Origin of the sequence: Flavobacterium sp. TR2, from assembly GCF_025252405.1 — a bacterium.
In the GTDB taxonomy this organism is placed as follows: domain Bacteria; phylum Bacteroidota; class Bacteroidia; order Flavobacteriales; family Flavobacteriaceae; genus Flavobacterium.
The window spans coordinates 4,176,277-4,198,556 of record NZ_CP104307.1; the positions used below are offsets into that span (position 1 = coordinate 4,176,277).

Below are 22,280 nucleotides of genomic sequence, written 5' to 3' on the forward strand. Positions count from 1 at the left end.
AAAAATCAACAGCATGCAGACGGGAGAAAATGAACAGGCGCTTAGAAAAATTTTAGATATGACAAGACTGATGAGCATCGCAGTGCTGCTCATCCATTTTTATTATTACTGCTTTAATTCCTTCAGGCATTGGAATCTTGCGCCGGATTTTACCTGCAGGATACTGGAGAATATTTATCGTACGGGGCTTTTGGACAGCTTCCATAAATCAAAGCTTTTTGCACTTGGACTCTTGGTTATTTCCCTCATGGGGGCCAGAGGAAGAAAAGATGAAAAGCTCCATTTTAGAACTGCTTTTTATTATATCTCATTGGGGCTGATGTTTTACTTTGGTTCCTATCTGGCTTTTGTAATATTTGCGAATGCTGAGGTCTGCTCCGTACTATATATCTCACTGTGTTCTTTGGGTTATTTAATGACGCTTTCCGGTGGCACCCTACTCTCCCGAATTATCCGCAGAAAGCTGGGTTCAGCAGATATATTCAATAAGGAAAATGAAACTTTCCCACAAGAGGAAAGGCTGATTGAAAACGAATATTCCGTTAACCTTCCCGCACGCTATCACCTCAAAGACAAAGTGCGCAGCAGCTGGATTAACATTATAAATCCCTTCCGAGGTATTCTGGTTCCAGGCACGCCGGGTTCGGGAAAATCATACTTTGTAATCCGCCATATAATCACCCAGCATATTGCCAAAGGATTTTCCATGTTCATCTATGATTTTAAGTTCGACGACCTCACCGTTATCGCCTATAATGCCTGGCTGAAATATCGTCATCTTTATGCCGTGGAGCCCAAATTTTACATCATAAATTTTGACGACCTCTCCAGAACGCACCGGTGCAATCCTCTTGATCCTGCGGCAATGACAGACATTACCGATGCCGCTGAATCTGCCCGCACAATCCTTATGGGACTCAACCGGGAGTGGATTAAAAAACAGGGAGATTTCTTTGTGGAATCCCCTATAAATTTCCTGACAGCTGTCATCTGGTACCTTCGAAAATACAACGATGGCGAGTTCTGCACCCTGCCCCACGTTATTGAAATGATCCAGGCAGATTACGAGAGCCTTTTCACGCTTTTGAGAACTGAAAAAGAGATCGAAGTGCTTATCAATCCCTTTGTCAGTGCGTTCCTGAACGAGGCTGTAGACCAGCTGGAGGGGCAGATCGCTTCTGCTAAAATCTCACTGGCAAAACTCTCCTCACCCCAGCTTTACTATGTGCTGTCAGGCAGTGATTTTACCCTTGACATTAATAATCCATCTGATCCAAAAATTGTTTCAATGGGGAACAATCCGCAGAAAATACAGACATACGGGGCAGTCCTTTCCCTTTTTGTCAGCCGTCTTATCAAACAGGTAAACCAGAAGGGAAAGCTTAAAAGCAGTCTCATTTTTGACGAGTTCCCCACTGTCTATCTCAATAATATTGACAGTCTGATTGCAACGGCAAGAAGCAACAGAGTGAGCACCTGTCTGGGTATTCAGGACTTCAGCCAGCTTCGTAAAGACTACGGCCGCGAGCAGGCTGATGTGATCATTAATATAGTCGGAAATATCATCTGCGGACAGGTCAGTGGGGATACGGCCAAACAGCTCTCAGAGCGTTTCGGAAAAATAATGCAGGACCGCGAAAGCCTCTCTATAAACAGCAGCGACACCTCCATAAGCCGTTCCCGACAGCTGGAATCCGCAGTGCCGCCTTCGAAGATTTCTTCGCTGAGTTCGGGGGAATTCGTGGGCATGACAGCTGATAACCCGGACTGCAGAATTGAGCTTAAAACCTTTCACTGCGAGATCATCAACGACCACGAAAAAATTAAAAAAGAAACAGATAATTACCAAGAAATTCCGATCATACGGACAATTGATAATGCTATCATCCACAAAAATTATCTGCAGATAAAAATTGAAATTCAGGAAATAATCCACAGTGAAATGGAAAGGATAATCAAAAATCCTGCGCTTTCATCACTGGTTCTCAAAAAAGAAAAATAACTTTTAATCCTTAGATGTTTTCTTGAGACAGAGAAAAAAGAAATGTTTTTTTAGCTACCGGATTCTTTTATAAGCTGCAGTGTCTTTTCGTCCTGCTCTCCATTGTAATATTTCACAAGCACCTGCCTGAAACATTCAGGCGTTTCAGGCAGAAGTCCGAACAGGGTCATGCAGGATTTAAGTTTCCTTTCATCTGGCCTGCCCAGAATTTCCAGTGCCGTTTTATTCTCGATCTCAAGCATTGGCTGGGTAATTTCCACCAGACGTTTTCCCAGTATCGGGTGATTGAGATACAGTGAGGCTTCCTTTAGGTTTTCAATGCCGTAAAAGATATTATAATCCGTGAATCCCAGTCCTCTTAGCTGGGGAAAAATAAACCACATCCAGTGGGTCTGTTTGCTGCCCTGCCTGATCTCTTCCAGAGCATTGCCGTACGTTTCCCGCTGCGCTTCTAAAAATCGGTCCAGATCATATCGCTTTTCCATTGCATTGCTTTTTTGTCACCTGAAATTACAAAATATTTCAATGCCGATCCCAAAACAGGCATCTGAAATAGGGGTTCAGCCTGCTGTAAAAACTATAAGGAAATTTTCAATGAAAACGGATTAAAAGAGCCGCGAAAATAGCACCCGCAGGCTCCTGCATGCGCATAACGGCCTTGCCGCCCTTCGGGACTTATAGCACTCCGGATCCTTGATCGGGCGCTTGATTTTGTGCTTTCTTTTTTCCCGTTTTTTCTTTGAAAAATTTTATGCGGGCTTGAGAAAAAACAGAAAAAATATTCACTTAAAATTTTACATCATGGAAATCTCAGGACGAATCACAAAAGATGCCGTAATGGTAAAAGTTTCAAATGACAGGGAGGTGGTAAATTTCTCCATTGCCATAAACGACAGCTACAGACCAAAAGGCTCAGGCGAGCTTAAAAAGATTGTAACCTACATCGACTGCTCCTATTGGATGGGTTCCAAAATGGCGCAGTGGCTTAAAAAAGGAACCGTGGTTGAACTCTTCGGACGTATAGGTATGAATGTTTACAATAATGCCGAGGGCAAAGCGCTCGGTTCGCTGACCTTTCACACCAGTAATATTAAAATACTGGTTTTCCCGAAAACAGAAAACACTACTGAAGTTCCCGCAGTCCAAAAGAAAAACATGGATCAAGACACCCCTGACGACCTGCCTTTCTAATTGGAATCTATACGGTTTCACATCAAAATTTATACGCCATGAAAGCCTTTGAAAAATCAGTCTACATAGAATATCCCGTATCCGCCCAGTTCAAAAAAATAGTCCTCTCCAATATGGAATCTTATGACGGAACAAAAAAAGAGCAGTTAAAATCTTTTTTGGAAGACCTGCAGAAAAATGGATGCATCTGCGGGATGATTTCAGAGTTTGTCTACAACTCGGACTGCAGGAAATTCTATATCCAGCATTTGGATGATTTGGAAAATATCCGATACGAAATTGAAGATTCCCTTGGGGAATCTGTCAAAAACCGCCACCGTCTGCCCCATTACACCTTTGTATGCTGGCTCTGCTTTGAAGAATACTGTTTTGACATCTACAGAAACAGTTTTGAATAACGCTTTTCAATCTTAAATCTTCCCTTATGAAAGCATCAGATAAATTTAAAACCGCTATAGAAAGCTACCTGAGCGAAAAAGCGCAGAACGATGCCGTTTTTTCAGCGGACTATAAAAAAGAGAGCAAAAACCTTGAAAGCTGTTTCCATTACATTTTCGGCGAGGTCAAAAAAACAGAGGAATGCGCCTTTGACAATCAGGAAATCTTTGACATGGCTGTGAAGTACTACACAGACGACACTATTGGAACGCCTGCCCCTGTTCAATGCAAAGTAGCAGCAAGTTCCCCTGCCAAACCTGATTTGTTCTCAACTGCTCCCGCAGTATCTCAAAGCACAGTTCAAAAAACAGAAATAGTGCAGCCCGTGAAGCCTGTACAAACCCTAACACTCTTTGACTTATGATACCCAAAACAGTTATAGAAAAAGAAATCAGCGCCTTAAGCACTACCCTAGCCCCAATCACAGCACAGATGCATCAGTGGGCGGAAAAAAACATTTTCCTGAAATGGGCGGTACTCTCAAGGGGAAAATTCCATTGTCTGGAATGCACCCATTCGTGGAAACCCGACAGCCAAAGCCAGTCTTGCAAAAATTATATTAACTGTACCGCCTGTCAGGGGAAACTTAAAATGCATCAGCACAATCAGGTGCATTTCAAAGAAATCGAATACTTTGCCCTCACCGATACCTGCTCTGGGTATCAGGTGGTGCGCATCATCTGCTCGCACAAGAACATGAAAAAAAATGTTCTTCCTGCCTATTCCCATACCGAAGTCATGCAACATTGGATAAATCCAAAAGGGGAAGTGCGCACCATCTCAAGAAGCACCAATGTTTTTTCTAATGCCTATGATGCATGGCAGTACTATTCCCCTTTAGAAATCCGCCCAAAGGATTTTCAGAACTCGCCAAAGTACCGCATCAATCCCTACAAGGTATATCCGCACATGAAAGTGATTCCGCTTTTGAAAAGAAATGGTTTTAAGACTTCCACGTATGGCATTGCACCGCAGATACTCTTTACTGCTCTTCTAAAAGACCCCATTGCAGAAACCCTTTTAAAAAGTTCGCAGACCTCTCTGCTCAAGCATTATCTCACCTCCCATGAACAGCATCTGCGTGAAAACTGGCAGGCAGTAAAAACCTGCCTTAAACAGCGTTATCAGATTCAGGACATAAAAATTTGGGAGGATTATATTGCCCTGCTCCGATGGTTTAAAAAAGACCTCAGCTCCCCTGCTCTTGTCTGCCCTGAAAATTTAGACCAGGCGCATGACAGGCTTGTTGCCAAAAAAAGGGATATTCAGCGCAAGAAACATCTTGCGCAGATGCGTGCTGAAATACAAAAAGCAGAGCCGATTTATGAAAATGATAAAAAACAGTTCTTCGGACTTTCCTTTACTGATAACGACCTTACCGTAAAAGTCCTTGACCGTGTGCAGGATTTTCTCGAAGAGGGCGACACGCTCCACCACTGCGTATTTACCAATGAGTATTATAAAAAGAAAGATTCCTTGATACTCTCGGCGCAGATTGAAAACAGACCCGTGGAAACCATTGAAGTATCCCTTTCGAGAATGGAAATTATCCAGTGCAGGGGACTTCGCAATAAAGCCACTAAATATCACAGCAGGATTCTTAGGATTATAAATAAAAACCTGCCTGAGATTGCCGGGCGGTTGAAAAAGCAGAAAAAGCAGAATGCTCTCGCCTAAACCATTTTACTATTGATACCGCAGATTTTACACTGCGGTATTTTTTTGCGCGCGCAGACACTTTAAGGTTCACAGAGCAGTCCCGGCTTAGGGGCTATTGTGGAATGTTAAGTCAATTTCACCACAAAGTTCGGGCACGGCTTTCGGTTCTCCGCAAAAAATTCCCCCATAAATGCAGGGCTGCGCTCCTGCTTTATTGCGTTGCTTTCTGCGTTCGCTCGTCCCTGCCCGCTCAGCGGTGCTGTAATTAATCTTAAAACTACAGCAATTATGAAAAATCAACATCAAAACACAGACTGGCAGAAAGTATCAGAAATCGAACTGATCTATAAAACCAGAGTAAAAAGTACTGAAAGACCGTGTATCACTTCTTCCAGAGATGCTTACCGCATACTGCTCGACAGCTGGGATCCCGGCAAAATAGAATTCTTTGAGCAGTTCAAAGTGCTGCTGCTCAGCCAGTCCAACAGGGTTCTGGGAATCTATGAGGTTTCCTCAGGAGGCATAGCGGGAACTGTGGTGGATATGCACCTGCTTTTCGCTGCAGCCCTGAAAGCTGCCGCCGTCGGGATCATCATCACCCACAACCATCCCTCCGGAAAAACATCACCTTCCGAGGCCGACAGAAATATGACCCGAAAAATCCGGGAAGCGGGAAAACTGCTGGATATTCCACTGCTCGACCATCTGATTGTGACACCCGAAACCTATTACTCTTTTGCAGATGAAGGCGCCCTTTAGGGGCGTTTTCATCTTTCATGCCCTTGTGCTGTTCTGGTTTTTTAAGTAATTTTGCCCTATGAATCATGAAGAAATAAAACGATATTTTGAGAACACTCCGCCGCCGAATGAAGTAGTGTGGACCTAATGGGCGAAGATTACCGACACTCAGGTTTTCCTGAAAAGCTGTTATACCACCATCAGAAACTTTAACGGTCCTGTCGATCGCTGTCCGGCATGGTGGCATTTAAGGGATTTTTACATTCTTATGAAGAAAACAGCAGACCAGCCGATCAGCGAAGAACCTGCTTCAGAATAATTCTGATCCTTCCGTAAATTCTTAATAAAGCAAAAAGCACCGATTTGCTTTTTTTATGCCCTGAAAAATAAGGATTTTTAGATTTTGTTATTATTTAGAACATTTTATTTTTAAAATTTGTTACCAACTGTACTAATTTTGATCTGTATAAAATGAGTAATTGACTGCATTGACTTTAAAACAGCCTGAGCGATATTAGAAACGAATTTACAAATTTAAAATTAAGACATTAGAAATGGGAGATATAAATAGTGCCCCATGATTTTCCCTAATATTTTAATAAAAACACTCACGTTACGGAAACCCGTAATTTATTTACATTAGCATTTTCTAATTTGCGCCAGACAATGAAAAATCTGCTTAAAAAAAGACATGCCGATTAAACAAGTTTAAACACGTATTTATACTCTAGCTTCTTTTTTATAACTTTCTTTATCTTAGTCACCTTGATATTAAACTCAGTGATTATAAATAATCCTGTTAAATAAGCTATCGATCCATAAGTAAAATGACGGGATTAGATTTACAGAAGTGATAAAAAAAGAAGATAAAATTTAAATAATCATTTTTAAGTCTTAAAAATATAATAAAATGAACGGAGTACCTATTTTACTGAATAATAAGGCTTTTACGCCATTTCACTTTTATTCGTATTTTTTAAGCAGCGTTGCTAGTTTTTATCAGCAATTTCCAAAGGAAAAAATAACATTTTTCTTAATCGGTGAAAATGAAAAAGAATCCTTCTTGCATTCTTATTACTTTGACCCAATTACTATCCCCCTATTTCTTTCATTGGCGGACCAGCTCACCAAGTTTCATAATGAGCCTATTTCTCTTGAATTATACAATACCCACTCCACAAATAAAGTACTGGCTTTTTTAGACAGGTCCGATTTTTTCAAAGTTTCAGGTAATTTTGCCAAGCCTGGTAAAAATATATTAAAGTTCAACAAGGAGTATTTAGGATTCTTCAATTTAAATGAACAAAGGCCCGAGCACAAAGTGAGATTTTATTCTTTGAATGAAGTTAATTCTTCGCATAATATGATCAATGTCTCCACGGCTGAACAGCAGAGAGATCTTCTTATCGAATACTACACGTACAAAGTCAAAGACCATTTTGAAGATATTTTAAAAGAAAGCCACCAAAACAATAAAGTTGTTTTCGACTATGTCCAGATCTTATCAGAACTGATTACTAATGGAGTTTTGCACTCAAAATCAGATGTATATGCCTTGATGTTTACCGACAGGGAAAAGACCTGTTTCTCAATTTCGGATAACGGAATTGGATTGTTTTCATCTTTGGCTCTGAAAGAAAAACAGATTGTAAACGACAGCTATAAATTGTTTGATTTATATAATGAGCTTTTGAATGAGATTCCATTAAATGTAGCAGACAAAATAAAGCAGTCATTTTACGCAATTTTTGAAGCCCTTTACTATTCAATATTAAAGGACAGAAAGGGACTTTTTGACTTAATGACTACAGTCGTATTAGATTCTAATGGATATTTCAGACTGCATAATAATAACGCCCAGATCATAATATCACTTAGAATGTTTAATGAAATTCAGAGCTTGGTAAATATGCGAAATCTAATCTATGATAATCATTTAAAATATATTTCGAAGTTAATTACTAAAGATGAATTTATGACTGTTTTCAACGAACTTACATTGGTCGTTAGAAATGAATTTAAAAAGTTGATTTCAAACATAATTTCAAATTATAACCAAGATGTAAAATACTCCTCCATACGCTTATATGAGGTTAGATTTAAAGGGGTGCACATAGAAGTAGAAATCCCTAAAAAGTACTAAGTATGTTAATTTCTAAGATTATACATGAAGAATCGATTTATTTCAATCTTCACGCTGAACAGACTATAAGCAGCAGCTACTTCGCTGCTGAAATAGGGTTATATGCCACAGAACTTTTTGACAGCACCCTTAATAGGATTACTAAAGGTCTGGATGAAATCGATAATAGTACAAAATATGTCTTATACCTAGATTTCGAACGTATTGAAAACGCAGGAAAAAATTTATTTGACGACCTATCTTCAATAAAAAGCAAAGTAAAGTCTTTGATATTCATTAATTTAAAAGAGAATATTTTAAGTCAATTATCACTTAGTGAGGACTTTTTGAACAATCCTAACAATCATAAAGTTGACGAAGACGATAAATTTGCTATGTTCTATTTTGGAAATGATTCTGCAACAGAAAAATATCTAGATTCGAAAGACTTGTTTGAAGACTATCTGCTGTCATTTATAATGCATTTTAAAACTAAGGATACAGACAAGTTATTTTTACATGAATCATCTTCAGTTTACTTGACATCCTATATAGATATCAAAAGAATGATTTCAGAGGATACCAGTTTTATGATGTTCTGCCTTTACCATTTGTCAATAAAAGTTAAAGATAGCTGGATTGAAAACATTAATGATAAACCAGTACTGGTTTGCCAAAATTTAAACAGCTCTTTCATCAGCTCCGTACTATCAAATTTCCTCCAGCTTGATATACTGATTCTTGATCACGTTGGTCCTGTCAATACACACTACAGCAGTTTAAACAGCAAAATCGAAGAAGGCAAAAAATATATAATTGTGTCAGATGTTGTATGTCTGGGCACAGAAGTTAAAATCACGAAAAATATTATTTCTTTTCTTGGCGGGAGGGTTATTGGTAATGTTAGCATTGTAAAATTAGATACGTTATATGAAGATGACATTGCCAAAGAAAAAATTAAGAACTTAAGTGTTTTTAACATCAATCAGAAAAATAATTCTCAGGTAAAATTCAAAATTAAAACAGCTATAGATCCAGATGAATAAGGCAATTTTACACATATCAGATTTTCATGTAACCTCCTGCTTTGACGCAAACGGCGATCTTCTTAATGATTTCAATTCTTGGCTTGTGGTTGATAAGAAAGCTGAAAATGAAAGATTTATAATATCTTTCTGCGATTTTGTAGAAGAACAAATTCCAGATACATTAATTTATTTAATTATATCTGGTGACTTAACAAATTCAGCAAAAGATAATGAATTCATCGAACTAGCCTTAATTTTGGATATACTCATAACCAAATTAAGGATTAGTAAAGAAAATATTTTAATAATTCCTGGTGATCATGACGTAAATAGAGTTGATGCTGCCATAGCATTTGAAAAGGCCGGTGCGGGAGCACAGCCAAAAAAGCTTTATGATTTTAATGTGGAGAAATTTGAGAAATTCTACAACACGTTTTTTGAAAAATCAAAAACATTTAGTGCTGAGAATGCTGTTACAGATGTACTAGTTATTGAAGATTTAAAAATAATTTACATAGGCTTGAATTCCAACTTCAAAATTGGTGCTATCTCAGGTTTAGGTTTTATAGATCCTGCTAAACTTGGACAAGAACTGGCTGAAATTACAACAACGTACTCTGATTATATTAAAATCGCAGTTATCCACCACAATTTAATCAATTTTTATAAAAAAGAAATAGCTCCGCAGTGGGATAAAGAGAATTACTCGGACATAAAAAGAATACTCGAAATCAATCAGGTGGATTGTTATATATTTGGCAACGAACACACTCCATTTTCCGAAATAAAAGAAAGGGTTCCACATATCAGCATAGGGTCGTTCGGCTGTAAAAACCCTGATCCAAACTTTAATCTTTTAGTCTTTAAAAAAAAAGATTCACAGGTGATTCTTGAAAATAAATATTTTAGAATTACTAATAACAATATAAATGGACAGCCTGAGCACGGGGTATGGGACATAAGCTCTTCCTGCGGGGAGGTCAGTAAAATAGAATTAAAAATACCGCCAAGCCAGACGGCTCTTCCTTTTTCTGATTTTTTACCGGAAGAAACCGAATCACCAGTAGATGCCGAGGTGCAGAAAAAAGAACCGCTTCATCCATTCGATATAAATGACAGTAGACATCTTAGCTTATTGAAACTGATCAAGGACAATAACTTATTTCATTCCGGACATTTTCACTGGAGCGAAACCTCACGGGCTCACGGATGGATTGATGTAGCAAAATTATTGGGAGATAGATCCCGTCTTGCTAAATGTAAAAAGCATATTTATGAAACTATAGCAAACTCTGACATTAAATTTGATTTTGTAATTGGGCTCGGAGTTGAAGGAAATATTCTGGCAACCAGAACAGCAGTCCTCAGCTCAAAGCCTTATAGTTTCTTGCCATATTCCTATAGATATGACGATCATTCTGACTTTGAAAAACAATTGAATTTTGAGAATAACGGACGTTTTAAATCTGTTCTTATAATAACAGATGTTGTTCATGATGGAAGAACTATTCGAAAGTTAATTCATAAAAAAAGAAAGGAAGACAAAACTCATGAATTTTTTAATGGCGTTGAAAAAATTTATGTTGTTTCATTATTCTATACTGGAAAGATTACGGAATCTCATACAGATGTATATAACCTGCTTAATAAGAATAAAGAAGATGAATTTTTCGACAGTGAGAATGATCATTTAGAAAGCCGTATTGAGTTTCATTTTATCTCCCATATAGGTGTTGAAGTCTGCCCTTACAATAAAAATAACTATAAATCAGACTGCATTATCGTAAGGGAAGGATTAGGCTGCATACACAAATTTTACACAGAAAAAATTTAAATAGAAAATGAGAAAGCAGGAAATTAAAAAGTTCAACAAAACCCTTAGTAAAAATAATTTAACAATTGTATGCGCCGAAAGTATTACCGCTGGAATGCTTTCAAGCTCGATAGCTTCTGTTGCAGGCGCTTCAAGTATTTTAAAAGGAAGCATTGTCACATATGACAGAGAATTAAAATCAACAATTCTACAAGTCAATCCATCAACTATTGATAAATACTCTGCTGAATCAATTGAAACAACTATAGAAATGGCATATGGATTGTTAAAGCTCTATCCTAGTTCTGATATATATGTTGCTGTTACAGGAATAGCATCTCCTGGAACGGAAAAGTATCCTGTATCTGGTGAAGTTGGGGACATTTTTGTTGCAGTCTACTATAAGCATTTAAAGCCTCATTTACGACTTCAAACTTTTATTACCAAAATAGAAAGTACTGAAAGAAATAAAATACGTGAAGAAGCAGTAAGATTTATTTTTGAGAAGATTACCAACATGGTTTCATAATAAGTTTTCGTTAAATCATGATTTCAATTCAGATTGAAAATTTTAATAAAGACTTTAATTTACAAGTAATTTAATATGACAGAAGCAGTTTTTGGACTTATTAGAGTGTTAATTGGATCTGGTATAACTTGGTACCAGTCTTATTATACAAATAAACAGTCAGAGGATTGGATTTGTATTGCAGATTATAATAGTTTTAATATTAAAACTAATTATAAACCTATTGGGCTAACTTCAGAACAAATACTATAAATAAACATAATTCTACTTTTGACAGTTTTAATTTTAATTAAAACTATAGAAAATCTAATTGTATCGATTATAGAAAACCACGTAGCAAGCATACCGTATAGAAATCAAAATTGCAAAACTAAAAGTATGCTAGTATTTGTAGCCAACTTTCATCATGATTTGTTTCAATCCAAAATGAAGTTCCTGAATATAAAATTATAGACAAAATTAAACTTAAAAATAGAATAAATAATGTGAATTTAAATGACCAAAGTAATTCTATAAATGTGTTGCTTCTTCTAAAAAATAGATAAATCATTATCAGAAGAAGACATTATTATAGCCCTTGCTGTAGAAAATAAAGAAAAAATTGATTTTATTAAGCATCTAAAACAACTAAAAATTTTATAATATATATTATTTCAATTCTCGAATCTCTCTTTTGGTGTTTACTTTCTTAGTTTTAAATGCTTTGTCAATGTCATGCAAGTTGTACAATCCTCTTTTTGTAGAATTTTCTAACTGAAATCTCAAATCGGAAATATGTTGATAATATTTTTTACCTAAATCTATTAATTCAAGATTAGATTTCCCTCCTACTTTTATATTTAAATTATAAAAAAGTTCATTTAACTTCTCCAAATTTTCACTCGTTTCATCATCTATCCATAAACTAAAACTTATAGCCATTAGCATATTTTTCTGGAACTCAAAAAATTCGATATCGCTGTAAGAGAACATCATGTGATAAGGTTGGCTGTCTGCCTCATCTAGCACAACAGTCTTAAGAACAGCTATTTGGCTTTCAATATACTGATAAGCTACTAATCTCTTTTTTAATATTTCTTTATAGTACTCATTTTTGAAATCTAACTTTTTAAGCTTAACAGTAATGACATAAGATACAATCGCAGAAACTATTCCGGCCATAATTGTACTAGTTAGAAACAATCTAATATCATCCATATTTAGTTGATTTGATAGTTATATAATTGATTATTATCTTTGTAGTAGAGCATTTAATTTTTATATACGCAAAAAAGCTTCATTGTTCTAAAAATGTTTTACGGTAAGCTATTTCTTTAGATATTTAAATTTTCGCCATCTAAGAGTTTTATCCAAGTTTTTATTATGTAAATAATGAATAATATCATCCATATTGAAACCCAGAATGAAATCTTACCTAATGTTGTAGAATAATGCACAAGCCACAAATCTCTTAACATCAAAAAAGCAATTCCAAATAAAGCCAAAAATATTAAGATAACTGGGGACAAGACGGCTAGGCCAAAAATAACACTTGCTATTCCTCCTTCTTTAACAATCATTTGTTTTCCAAAAGATGAATATGAAAATGGTAATGAAATTCTGTCTATAAAATTATTTTGATGATCATAAATATTAGGACAATTATAATCATTATTATAAATTTTTTTTCCCAATTTTTTAATTCCAAAATACAATTCGCTTTTGTACATAGACATAGAAATAATAGTGAATATAAAAGAAAAATATAAAACAGGAAGTATAATTGTAACAATGGAGGTGTTTTTTATAGCAACTGGTCCAATTTGAAGTGTATCAATTTCTAAATTTGAAGAAATAAAAAAAAATAAAATAACAAGAATTAAGTATATAGAATATTTATCAACTTTTTCATTCAGTTTTTCTAAGTTCGAATAAGCTCTATTATAAAGGTCTAAGATAATACTGTCTTCTGCATTTTCGGTCAATAACAATAATTCTTTTTCTCTATTCATTAGTTATTTTTTTTTTTAAATATAAGTTAGTAAATATTATGATCTTTAACTCCTTTTTTTCTTGTAATAAAATATAATATATCCTATTCCTGGAACTAATATATTTACAGCAGTATTTAGAAAAGTATTATCACTTACAAACAATAAAATAATTGCTGTAATTAGCGATGACAATACTAATATTAAAACTATTTTATGGCGTTTTTTTTCAAATGCAAAGTTTACAAACACTCCTGAAATTACTACCAAAAGTGTGCAAAACTGGAATAACAATGGAACAATTGGATTTGGATCTTTAACAACTAGAAATTGCTTTGACTTTACTTCTTCAGAAATATTATCAAAATCAGTTTTTAATTTATTTAGTTTTTCAATACGAACTTTCCAATTAAATACTGCATATATATCTTTAGAATCAGGATCTGAATAAACATTACTTTTTACCTCGTAAACGGTATAAAATAAAGTGTCTCGTTCAGATTTTATCTTCAAATATTTAGATTTTTCGCTTAAAAATTTATCATAAGCTTTTTCAAAATTTTTTGCTTTATTTGTATTTGCATAATCATTAAATACTCTGTCCAAAGAATCTATTTTTGATTCAATGGAACTGCCGATTTTAATCTTAACAATTTTATCAGCTAATGAATTCACAAGCTTTGTTTTTGCAGGTAACAAAAAGTTATTGATTGAATTTAGGTATTGCACAGCGTAGATTGCTTCTGCATTTAGTTTTTTATAAACTTCTTCTTCTTTCTGTTTCTCTTTTCCAATTTTGATATATTCAATATCAATATTTCTGGCTTTTATTATCCAACTTTCTTCTTGTCCTTTAGGTAATAAGTTGCAAAGTGATTGAAATTCTTTATCGCATCTATCTTGATATTCTGAATCAGATAATTGAGCGTAATTATTTAATGTTGAAAATAGTAAAAATAGTAAGAATATCTTTTGTTTCATGTTTTTGATCCTTAATATTTTCGTGTTAATGTATTTTATTCTTTATAATTGTTCTGTACATATTAATTATTTTTTTGTCATTTAAAATTTAAAAAATCATCAACCTTCTTTCCAAAATTTGTTACAGAAATATTGTCAATGCCTCTAACTAGAATATATACTCCCCCTACAAAACTCATCAATTTTTCGATTTTCCAATAAAAAATATCTAAACTATTATTTACAGATTGAAGTACTATAAAAATAGCCGTAACCCCTACGCTTAATTCAATTAGACCATATAACAACCTATATTTTTTTCGAATAAACCAAAAAATAAGTCCAATTAGCAAAGAGTAAAAAATTAAAAGAAAATAAAATAGTACCTCATTAAAACCTTTAACATAAGTAAGTAAAATATATGTTATTGGCAAAAATAAAATTGTTCCAATTACAAAATTCCTCACGATTCGAAGATTAACTGCAGACTTTGAATTTGGATCGTTTAGATCATTAATTCTAAAATCATTATTTTCAATTATCTTTTCTATTTCTGAAATGTTTTTTTTACCATTTTCGATTAATTCCTCTAACTCTTTACGTATTTCAATATCTTTTTCGTGAAACTCTTTATTCATGTTTTTTTTAAAAATTTTCTCATATCTATTACCTCAAAAAATAATAATTTGAATCAAAACTAAATAAGCATTTTTTTAATATGAGCTTTCCTTTTAAACACTGATATTTAGTTTTGGATCTTCCATTTTACCTATTGTTTCGAGATGCAATTAATTCTAATGCTGCAAATGTTTCTCGTTCTGCTATTTCAATAGCTTTAATTTTGTTGATAAAATTTTCAAACCGCTGTAGCCAATTACCTTTTGTGATAGAAACTATAAAAGCTTCTCTTGATATTTCAGCTACTATAAACTCATTATTGAGACGTTGAGGAAATAAGCAATATAGTTTTGTATGTCTGCTTTTTTTGGGAGTTTCAATCCTACCAAAATCAAAAATAACTGCGACTGGTCGATAAATCCAATTAGAGGGAAAAATCTCATATGAAAAGCTTGTTCTAAAAACTTGAGGCATCAATGAAGAAAAATAATATTTCCCTTTTTGAAACCGTTTAAAATCATTTTTAAGCCGTGTTCCGTCAACAACCCAAATTAAATTTGTATAGAAGCTTTCTCGTGAAGCTTGTTCCTTTGTATCAATATGCGAATGTTGAAATTCAATTATAATATTATTATCAGTTCGAACATCAGCTATGTGAAGTTCTCCTGTAATTTCATCACGCATTATAATTTCTTGCCAATTAAGCGGAAATTCTTTTTTCCAATTGCGATGCCATTCAGTTTCAGCTTCCCACCACTTGTCACAATTTTTATTGCTTTGATGCGCCCAATGATGAATTCGCTTTGAACCACACTTTGCTACAACCTGTTGAGTGCAACCTGGACAAATCGCTTTCCCGTTTGGAGTCGCCTCAACTCTCATATCTTTAATTAATGCAAAACGCATACTTATCCTTATTAATTTAGCACATTCGATTACCAACAATAGCTTTTAAATGTAGCTTTTGCTAGCTAAGTAAGTTTAATTAGCTTAATACTAATTAACTAATATCTAAATTAGGGTTTAAACCGTTTCTTAAATTCTTCTAAATCATATCCAGTTTGTAAACGTAAAAATGAATCAGCTGTGCCTCCAAATACTTTTTCAAGTTTTAAAGCTATCATAGGAGAAACTTCAACATTACCATTTAAAACATTGGAAATATCCGAAATTGGAGTATCTAGCAATTCTGCAATTTTACTTATTGAAAATTTTCTTCCATCTATAAGTTCCATTTTTAAAATTTCTCCAGGATGAACGTTTCTCATTTTTCGTACCATATAAAACTTTTTCAAAAATTATTTAGGGCACTACGTTTATCTTAGCAAAACATATCTTATTTCACTTGTTTAAAGTATCTACAATTAAATATGCTCAATTTTTATTAGTCCTTCTTATCTTCAGGCTTAACTATAACTTTTGGCTTTAGTGAACTAGTCGGCACTGGAACTATTCTTCCTGCAACAGCACCTGTCTGTACATTTTTATTTAACTTTTCTATAGTTTCTTTTAAAATATCGGCTACTTTTTTTTCTATCATCTTTTATTTTTTAGGATTATTAGCTGGTCTATTCTGTGGTGGTAGAGGAATCGTCCTGCCTTTTTCTTCTGTTGCAGGCATTGGCTTGGCTGGCGGGCTAGGGTTTTGTTTATTGCTCATATTAAATAAATTTATTGTTACAAAAGTTAGAACGAATACAACTCCAATTATCAAACTCCAAATTGATGTTCTATTCAGACGATTAATTATTTTATTTCTTTTTTTAATATTTTTAAAAATATCATTATACTTTTTCTCATCTATTTCTTGAATTGTTAAATCGGAATCTATAATTGATTTATAATGAGAGTATAAATTTGAAAGCAATGTTAGAACTAAACAAATAAGACCAATAATGTATAAAGGTTTGAAATCGGTCTTGTCAACTGTAATAATTTTTTCCAAAAAAGTCAAAGAAAGTACAATTCCACCAGAAGCTAATAAATTTATGTATTTTTCAAAATCATCTTGACTTTTACTTTTATTATCAGATACAGCATTACGATATTCTATCCAATCTTGTTCAAACTTTTCATTTGATGATTCCATCTATATTTCAATTTTATTTATTTTTTTCATATTCTTATCTGTTTCAAATGATAAACAATAGTTTTTAGGTAGTTATAATCAAATGTCATTTTGGGTTGTATTTTTTTTTACATGTTTTTGATCCAAAAGGCGTAATATGATCTTAACTTCTTTGAAATATATTAATTAATCTTTACTATCATTATTGTTGCATTAAGTTTCTAAAAGTAAGAAATTTGATTAATATTTCACGAGTATATTATTAACAATAATTTTCTGCATTTAAAAAAATGTATTTGAAATTATAAGTAACCTTCTCTAATTCTTGATAAAAAAAAGGTGTAGGATGTGGTAGGATGTTGTTTTTTTACTTCCTACCACTTCCTATTATGTCCTACTATTTCCTACTATGTTTCCTATTACTTTTTTATAGTAAATATCTATAATACAATTATATATAATAATGTAGGTGCAGAATCGGTGCATCTATTTTAACACAAACCATAAAACACTATAAAACAATCACTTGAAACCTTAAGTTCGAAACATTACTAAATTATCTAAATGAAATATAGACTGTTTCTTTTTTACTTTTTATTTTTTGTCAGTACGTAATAATTCCATTGGTTTATAGAATTTACTACTAACTATCATCCATGTTACCCAACCGGGTCTTTTATTAAAATATTGCTAACAAAAATTATTACCAAAATTTTTAATTCATTTAATTTTCCTACTCTGTTGTAAAATTGTAGCACAAGCTATTTTTTAAAACTAGAGAATCATTTATTGGCAAAGTTTAGATTTAAATATATTATAAAAGCTCCTTGTTTTTTAGTTGTTTTTTTTATTTTAACAGGTTCGATTCGCGATCACAACACCAAGGAATAGAATTCTATATCTAAAAATGTTGAAAAAATTAGTAATAAGTTTTGTGGCAAAAATATGGTACATGGCATTTGGAGTCGATATCTTTTTTTTACTACTGTTATATAAATTGACATCTACTTAAAAATCTAAAAACGAAAATATCAGATTAGTTAACGAATTAAAAAACTTAGATTATGAGTACGGATGATCATAAATATTTTATGGTATTTACAATAACTTTTTTATTTAAATATTTTTCTAACAACTAAAGCTTAATTTATCTATTTTTACTTTAGTTTAGTCCCCTAAACAAATTTAAATTTGGAAGATTTGAATTTAAACAGAAAGTCCTTTACTCTTTGTAAAGGACTTTTTTTAAATTTTTTGATTATTACATTTCATAAATCAAGAAATCCTTCAACAATGGTTCTGTCGCATCTGTCAGAATCAGATATAACACTTTAAGTAATTTTAAAGTTAGTCTGCCAATTTACAGAATGATTTAAACATAGTTACCCCTGATTCAATCATCTGATTCTTTCTCAGCATATGCAAAACTTCAATTCCGCTCAATGTTCGTCTTGCCGATTCAAAATTTTTAAAGCCTAACCCATTTTGTATCCTCCATTTTATAAATCGATGGTCCTGTTCGACAATATTGTTGAGATATTTACACTGCCGGATTTTAATCTTTGAGAACGAACGCTTGTTACAGACTTTGATTGCTGCAGTATTAGAACCGCTTTTATCAATGTTTATTACTCTTGGCCGGCAATTATTATTAATTTTTAATTAGAAAAGGCTGAGCGCTCATTCTTTGTCTTTTTCTGGTCAAAAGAAAGTAAACCGTATTACCTAATTTATCTACCGCTCGATATAAGTAACACCATATACCTTTTACTTTGATATAGGTCTGATCCAATCTCCAGCTCGTCCCCACTCTGCCTTTTCTCTTCTTTATTTCTAACTCGATGAAAGGTGTAAACGTATAGCCCCAGCGTTGAATAGTAGCATGATCAACATGAACTCCGTGCATTTTCATGATCTCTTATACATCCCTGTAAGTAAGGGTAAATCTTAATTTAAAATACACTGCCCGAAGAAGAATAGATTTTGGATAGCTCTGACCTTTGGTATTCATTTTTTTTAGTTTTAAAATTCCAAAGATAAAAGCTATTCCCAAATGCGACAGAACCCTTTTAAGAAATATAGGTCTATTTGAATAGAACTGACCAAAAAACGGGCTATTCTAATCCATAATTAGGAATTAATACTCAATCAGTTCTTAACTATATTTGAAAAAGGGGTTCAACTTTATTTAAAAAGTTAAACCCCGTTATTTTTAAAACTTACACACTTTTTAGGACTGTGTTTTTATCGATAATGATTTGTAAGTTCTTATTGCATTGAAACAATTACAAATTCACTTCTTCTGTTTAACTGATGTTCATCTTCTGTACAAGCTACATTATCTGAACATTTATTGATTAACTGACTTTCGCCATACCCTTTCCCTGATATTCTGGTTGGGGCAATTCCTCGTTTTACAAACCATTCGATTGTTGCTTTTGCTCTTTTATTAGACAATCTCATATTATATTCCTGAGTCTGTCTACTGTCTGTATGAGAACGAACATCGATTTTCATTTCAGGATATTGTTTCATTACAGCAAGTACTTTCTCTAATTCAAAAGCAGCTTCCTGACGAATAAATGATTTATCCAGATCAAAATAAATCATCGGAATATCTAAAGTTTTAGCCAAATCTGTCCCTACTTCTATTTGCTTGATTTGTTTATTTAATTTAATATCTAATTCAGGTTTATCATTTGTTGGCTGAATTGTAACCGAACTTTCATTAGTTTCATAATCTTGTTTTGAAACTCTTACATAATAGGTTTGATTGCATTTTACATCAAAATTGTAACTTCCGTTTTTATCCGAAATTATTGTTGCAATTTCCTTAAACTTATCGTCAAGCAAAATTACTTTTGCATCGGCTAAAGCTTCGTTCGTTTGAGAATCTGAAACAATTCCAAATAATTTTTTTTCACAATCCAGTCTTTTTGTTTCTGTGAATTTATAGATATCATCATTTCCAATTCCGCCTTCTTTGTTGGATGAGAAGTAACCTTTACGTGTATTGCTGTCAATTATAAAAGCAAAATCATCCAACTTGGTATTTACGGGTTCTCCAATATTTTGTACCAGATCAAAAGTAGCATCTTCCTTGATTTTTGCCACAAATACATCAAGTCCGCCTAATCCAGGACGTCCGTCGCTTGAAAAATAAAGTTCATTATCTCCGGATATAAACGGGAATGTTTCTCTTCCTTCGGTATTAATTGCTGTTCCTAAATTTTCCGGTTTCCCGAATGTTCCATCTTCATTAATAACAACACTAAACAAATCCGATTGTCCTAAAGTTCCCGGCATATCTGATGCAAAATACAGCTTTTTTTCGTCCAGACTTAAAGCCGGATGTGCAATACTGTATTGATCACTATTAAAAGGCAACTCAATAATATTTGCCCATTTATCATTTACAAATTCGGCTTTGTACAACTTTAATAATGTAATTCTTTTATTGTCTTTTCCTTTTTTACCTCCTAAAAAATTGTTTCGGGTAAAATACATTGTCTTTCCATCTTTGGTGAAAACCGGAGAAGATTCATTGAATTTTGAATTGATTTTTTTCTCAAACCGAATTGGATTATCTAAAGTTCCATCCGCTTTTAATTCCGCAGCATATAAATTCGTAAACGATTTATTTGTCCATTTAAATGTTTTTTTAATAACACTTCCAGTATCACGAGCAGAAGCAAATACTAATTTATTATTATAAATTGTACTTCCGTAATCTGATTGTTTCGAATTAATTCCGGCATTTGCAATATCAAATCTTCCTGAATTCGCTTTAATCTGCTCCAGATAATTTTTATTGTTTTCGAATAAAACGCCTCTTGTATCAGTTTTTACTTTCGCATTAAAAATTTCAAGCATTTTATCTGCTTTGGCATAATCACCCACAGATTTCAACGTCTGAGCATATCTGTAATAATATTCAGGTTCTTGTTGCTCGTTAAAAGCAAAAAGGGCGTCATACCACTTTGCAGCTTTCGGTAATTCGGCATTAAAATAATAGGAGTTTCCTAATCTCTGAAACATTTTTTCATCCTTATATCCGCTTTCTGCTACTTTTTCATAAATAGCGATAGCGTCTACAAAAGCATATTGATTGTACTCCTTCTCTGCTTTATTTAAAACTGTTTTTTGAGCCGTTCCGTTAAAACAAACAGACGACAAAACAGCAGCATAAATTATATTTTTAACTTTCATAATTAGAAAAATCTTGGTGAAGTTATACGTCCATATTTATTTAAGAATTCAAAACGGAGGAATATCTCGTGCGATCCTGAATTATAATTCACTAATTTGGTTGTTTCACGATCGTAAGCATAACCCAAATACAAACCATCTGTGATTTGAAAACCAGCCAGTGCACTTACCGAAGCGCTCCATCTGTAAGCCACTCCAATTACAAATTTATCGTTGAACATAAAGTTAGCCGATGCATCTACTTGCAATGGTGAACCTTCGACCATTTTTGTCATTATAGCCGGTTTAAATTTTACGGTTTCATAACGATCTAATTCAAATACATAACCTGCGATAAAATAATAGTTGATTTTGTCTTTGTAAATCGCAACATCATTATCATCATAACGATTGGTCTGAATGAAATTAGGAACCGATAAACCTACATAAGCTTTATCTGTATGCCAGTAAACTCCGGCTCCAATATTAGGCGTGAATTTATTTTTAAAATCCTGAAATTGCGGATCTCCCTGATCTTCCGGTGTTAATTTAGTTGGATCTAATTTGAATAAATTTGCTGATCCTTTTATGCCAAAAGATAATTTGGCTGTAGCCGATGTTGGTATAGAATACGAAAAATCTGCCGATAAGTTATTCTCATTCGTTGGACCTATTTTATCATTGATTAATGAAACTCCTAACCCAACGTTATTACCAACTGGTGTATTTACAGAAAAACTACTTGTTTCCGGCGCGCCATCTAACCCAACCCATTGGGTACGATATAAACCAAAAATACTCAGTACTCCACGTGATCCCGCATAAGCAGGATTCACATTAATGGTATTGTACATATATTGTGTAAATTGTGCATCCTGCTGTGCAAAGCTCGCAGTTGAACAAAACAGTAAAACTAAAATTAACTTTTTCATTTTTTTCATTTTTAATTACAGCTC

General features: G+C 33.6%; 24 protein-coding genes. 11 read left to right on the top strand and 13 right to left on the bottom strand.

The annotated features are described in order from the left end of the window. Positions 1–13 precede the first annotated feature (13 nt). Positions 14–2,002 (top strand): conjugal transfer protein MobC, encoded by a 1,989-nt coding sequence (gene mobC / locus N4T20_RS18030; protein WP_035627448.1) that lies wholly within the window; start codon positions 14–16, stop codon positions 2,000–2,002. A gap of 50 nt (positions 2,003–2,052) precedes the next feature. Here the strand turns inward: mobC and N4T20_RS18035 are convergent, their stop codons facing one another. Next, entirely contained in the window at positions 2,053–2,487 is a 435-nt protein-coding gene (locus tag N4T20_RS18035; protein WP_035627452.1) for a DUF1810 domain-containing protein, read from the bottom strand. A 316-nt stretch (positions 2,488–2,803) separates the two neighbouring features. On the opposite strand from N4T20_RS18035, the gene N4T20_RS18040 reads away from it, so the two are divergent. The 10 genes from N4T20_RS18040 (at position 2,804) to N4T20_RS18080 (ending at position 11,520) form a co-directional block, all read left to right on the top strand. Beyond that, positions 2,804–3,193 (top strand): single-stranded DNA-binding protein, encoded by a 390-nt coding sequence (locus N4T20_RS18040; protein WP_035627454.1) that lies wholly within the window; start codon positions 2,804–2,806, stop codon positions 3,191–3,193. Between the two features lie 38 nt (positions 3,194–3,231). Further along, the gene (locus tag N4T20_RS18045; RefSeq protein WP_070908213.1) at positions 3,232–3,591 is read left to right on the top strand and encodes a hypothetical protein; all 360 of its coding nucleotides are present in this window, start codon (positions 3,232–3,234) and stop codon (positions 3,589–3,591) included. A 26-nt stretch (positions 3,592–3,617) separates the two neighbouring features. Further along, positions 3,618–3,995, top strand: a complete 378-nt coding sequence (locus N4T20_RS18050) for a Cas9 inhibitor AcrIIA9 family protein (RefSeq protein ID WP_035627456.1) — start codon at positions 3,618–3,620, stop codon at positions 3,993–3,995. Further along, positions 3,992–5,308, top strand: a complete 1,317-nt coding sequence (locus N4T20_RS18055) for a PcfJ domain-containing protein (RefSeq protein ID WP_035627458.1) — start codon at positions 3,992–3,994, stop codon at positions 5,306–5,308. Before N4T20_RS18050 ends, N4T20_RS18055 begins: the two co-directional genes overlap by 4 nt. Before the next feature lie 270 nt (positions 5,309–5,578). Continuing rightward, a complete protein-coding gene (locus N4T20_RS18060; protein WP_035627489.1) occupies positions 5,579–6,049 on the top strand; it encodes a JAB domain-containing protein in 471 nt (156 codons plus the stop codon). A 136-nt stretch (positions 6,050–6,185) separates the two neighbouring features. Next, entirely contained in the window at positions 6,186–6,347 is a 162-nt protein-coding gene (locus tag N4T20_RS21830) for a DUF6965 family protein (RefSeq protein WP_394332186.1), read from the top strand. Between the two features lie 591 nt (positions 6,348–6,938). Further along, positions 6,939–8,171 (top strand): ATP-binding protein, encoded by a 1,233-nt coding sequence (locus N4T20_RS18065; RefSeq protein ID WP_035627460.1) that lies wholly within the window; start codon positions 6,939–6,941, stop codon positions 8,169–8,171. A 2-nt stretch (positions 8,172–8,173) separates the two neighbouring features. Next, on the top strand, positions 8,174–9,196 hold the full coding sequence (locus tag N4T20_RS18070) for a hypothetical protein (protein ID WP_035627463.1): 1,023 nt from the start codon (positions 8,174–8,176) through the stop codon (positions 9,194–9,196). Continuing rightward, complete coding sequence (locus N4T20_RS18075; protein ID WP_035627465.1) at positions 9,189–11,012, top strand: metallophosphoesterase; 1,824 nt, start codon at positions 9,189–9,191, stop codon at positions 11,010–11,012. Before N4T20_RS18070 ends, N4T20_RS18075 begins: the two co-directional genes overlap by 8 nt. Before the next feature lie 7 nt (positions 11,013–11,019). Beyond that, the gene (locus tag N4T20_RS18080) at positions 11,020–11,520 is read left to right on the top strand and encodes a CinA family protein (protein ID WP_051886096.1); all 501 of its coding nucleotides are present in this window, start codon (positions 11,020–11,022) and stop codon (positions 11,518–11,520) included. Positions 11,521–12,168: 648 nt separating this feature from the next. Here N4T20_RS18080 and N4T20_RS18085 read toward each other — a convergent pair. The 12 genes from N4T20_RS18085 to N4T20_RS18135 all read right to left on the bottom strand — a co-directional run bounded on the left by N4T20_RS18085 (position 12,169) and on the right by N4T20_RS18135 (position 22,256). Beyond that, complete coding sequence (locus N4T20_RS18085; RefSeq protein ID WP_260670498.1) at positions 12,169–12,681, bottom strand: hypothetical protein; 513 nt, start codon at positions 12,679–12,681, stop codon at positions 12,169–12,171. 152 nt (positions 12,682–12,833) lie between these two features. Further along, a complete protein-coding gene (locus N4T20_RS18090) occupies positions 12,834–13,511 on the bottom strand; it encodes a hypothetical protein (protein WP_035627471.1) in 678 nt (225 codons plus the stop codon). Positions 13,512–13,556: 45 nt separating this feature from the next. Next, positions 13,557–14,471: a hypothetical protein gene (locus N4T20_RS18095; RefSeq protein ID WP_035627473.1), complete on the bottom strand. Its 915-nt coding sequence runs from the start codon at positions 14,469–14,471 to the stop codon at positions 13,557–13,559. A 77-nt stretch (positions 14,472–14,548) separates the two neighbouring features. Then, entirely contained in the window at positions 14,549–15,088 is a 540-nt protein-coding gene (locus N4T20_RS18100; protein WP_035627474.1) for a hypothetical protein, read from the bottom strand. A 127-nt stretch (positions 15,089–15,215) separates the two neighbouring features. Then, positions 15,216–15,974: a competence protein CoiA gene (locus N4T20_RS18105; RefSeq protein ID WP_081912541.1), complete on the bottom strand. Its 759-nt coding sequence runs from the start codon at positions 15,972–15,974 to the stop codon at positions 15,216–15,218. 110 nt (positions 15,975–16,084) lie between these two features. Then, positions 16,085–16,336 (bottom strand): HigA family addiction module antitoxin, encoded by a 252-nt coding sequence (locus N4T20_RS18110; protein WP_051886100.1) that lies wholly within the window; start codon positions 16,334–16,336, stop codon positions 16,085–16,087. A 116-nt stretch (positions 16,337–16,452) separates the two neighbouring features. Next, a complete protein-coding gene (locus tag N4T20_RS18115; protein ID WP_165571470.1) occupies positions 16,453–16,608 on the bottom strand; it encodes a hypothetical protein in 156 nt (51 codons plus the stop codon). A 3-nt stretch (positions 16,609–16,611) separates the two neighbouring features. Beyond that, on the bottom strand, positions 16,612–17,157 hold the full coding sequence (locus N4T20_RS18120) for a hypothetical protein (RefSeq protein WP_035627480.1): 546 nt from the start codon (positions 17,155–17,157) through the stop codon (positions 16,612–16,614). A 1,326-nt stretch (positions 17,158–18,483) separates the two neighbouring features. Further along, positions 18,484–18,792 (bottom strand): DDE-type integrase/transposase/recombinase, encoded by a 309-nt coding sequence (locus tag N4T20_RS21835; protein ID WP_205625929.1) that lies wholly within the window; start codon positions 18,790–18,792, stop codon positions 18,484–18,486. Further along, a complete protein-coding gene (locus N4T20_RS18125) occupies positions 18,788–19,042 on the bottom strand; it encodes a DDE-type integrase/transposase/recombinase (RefSeq protein WP_205625928.1) in 255 nt (84 codons plus the stop codon). Before N4T20_RS18125 ends, N4T20_RS21835 begins: the two co-directional genes overlap by 5 nt. Positions 19,043–19,404: 362 nt before the next feature. Then, positions 19,405–21,345, bottom strand: coding sequence for an OmpA family protein (locus N4T20_RS18130; RefSeq protein ID WP_035629056.1), 1,941 nt, complete (start codon positions 21,343–21,345; stop codon positions 19,405–19,407). A gap of 2 nt (positions 21,346–21,347) precedes the next feature. Beyond that, on the bottom strand, positions 21,348–22,256 hold the full coding sequence (locus tag N4T20_RS18135) for a type IX secretion system membrane protein PorP/SprF (protein WP_035629060.1): 909 nt from the start codon (positions 22,254–22,256) through the stop codon (positions 21,348–21,350). Between the last annotated feature and the right edge of the window lie 24 nt (positions 22,257–22,280).